The 1,398-nt window shown below is 35.9% G+C and carries 2 protein-coding genes; one reads left to right on the top strand and one right to left on the bottom strand.

Going from position 1 to position 1,398, the window contains the following annotated elements; translation table 11 throughout:
- Positions 1-168 precede the first annotated feature (168 nt).
- Positions 169-834 (bottom strand): flagellar biosynthesis protein, encoded by a 666-nt coding sequence (locus ACG9ZB_RS16645; RefSeq protein ID WP_419326795.1) that lies wholly within the window; start codon positions 832-834, stop codon positions 169-171.
- A gap of 188 nt (positions 835-1,022) precedes the next feature.
- On the opposite strand from ACG9ZB_RS16645, the gene ACG9ZB_RS16650 reads away from it, so the two are divergent.
- Positions 1,023-1,398 (top strand): transposase (locus ACG9ZB_RS16650; RefSeq protein ID WP_419326796.1); only part of this gene is annotated, 376 nt, incomplete at its 3' end.

The following is a 1,398-nucleotide window of genomic DNA, read 5'->3' on the forward strand; positions in this document are numbered from 1 at the left end:
GCTATAATCACGTTGTGTACGTTTAACTCGTTGTTCTCGTGCATGTTCCATAAAATAAGTCTCTTAAGGTGTAAACTTATTTCAGGACGGGACAGATAGATAAAATGATAAAGCTCTTCTAAAAGAGCTTTATTCTAAGAGTCTATAATTTGGATCTAAAATGATTTATTAGGGGGTAACTTTAGGCAAAGATGAAATTAATTTAGCTTCATAGTCATTCAAAACATTATCAATATTTTCAATCCATTTTGTACCATTGGCTACCTGTGCTGATCTAACAACTTTGCTGTAAACGTGAATAGGTTCAGCTGGCGATTTCTTCGTATTGAAGATATCGGTATCAATTTCAGAATGGATTTTAATAGATGCAAATCCTGGCTGGAACCAAGACCAGAATTTATTAATTTTAATATTCAAAACTAGGTCTGCGTTCGCGCGATTGGCAGCATTATCTTCAAGAACTTCATAGCCTGATTTCTTAAGGGCTAGAGTTGTACGTTTCTTTAATAATTCAGAAACCGTTTCTTTCTCTAAAAGAATATCACCTAAAGCTTTTCCATAACCGTTACGCTTTCGAGCTACAGCTTTTGCTTTTTCTTCAGCCGTAGCCTTTGCTAAACCACCTTTTAAAGATGGGATATCAGCAGTTGGTGGTTTATCTTGAAAAGACCTTTCATCTTCAACAAGTGCAATAATCACTTTTTTAGAATTACTGGCCTCTTGTGTAGAAACTTGATTAGAGTTTGGAACTTTGATAAGTCCACGAGATGTTGCACATCCTGAAAGTGTAGTGATTAACAACCCAAAAGTTAGTATAAGAAAAAAATGTTTCACAAAAATCCCTCAATATTTATATAGTTAGGTAAAAATTCATAAATATAAAGAAATAGCGCAAAGATTGAAAGATAATTATTCGTATTAGTGGGAAAGTGTTTAAGTGAACTGTACCGGGTTTGTCGGAGAGTCAATATTCTGAGATGAGAAGCATTGCTTCGCAAGACGTAGCGAAGCGTAGTGTCCCGATGACAAAATTAAAATATACCCCTGAAATCAGAGAAAGAGCGGTTCAATTATTAATTGAATCTGAAAAAGATTATCCTTCTACTTGGGCTGCAATCACAGCAATTGCGCCTAAGATCGGTTGTACTCCTGAAACACTACGTGTTTGGTATCAAAAATATTTAGATAAACAAAATCCAGTTAAATTACAGCAGCTTTCAGACCAAGAACGTATCAAACAACTGGAACGTGAAAATAAAGAACTGCAACGTGCTAACGAAATTCTACGTAAAGCAGCCGCTTTTTTTCGCCCAGGCGGAGCTCGACCGCACACACAAATAAGGGTGGATTTCATCCATAACAATAAAGACTTATATCGTGTTGAGGCGATTTGTAGGA

This window comes from Acinetobacter johnsonii (assembly GCF_048551975.1).
Classification (GTDB): domain Bacteria; phylum Pseudomonadota; class Gammaproteobacteria; order Pseudomonadales; family Moraxellaceae; genus Acinetobacter; species Acinetobacter johnsonii_A.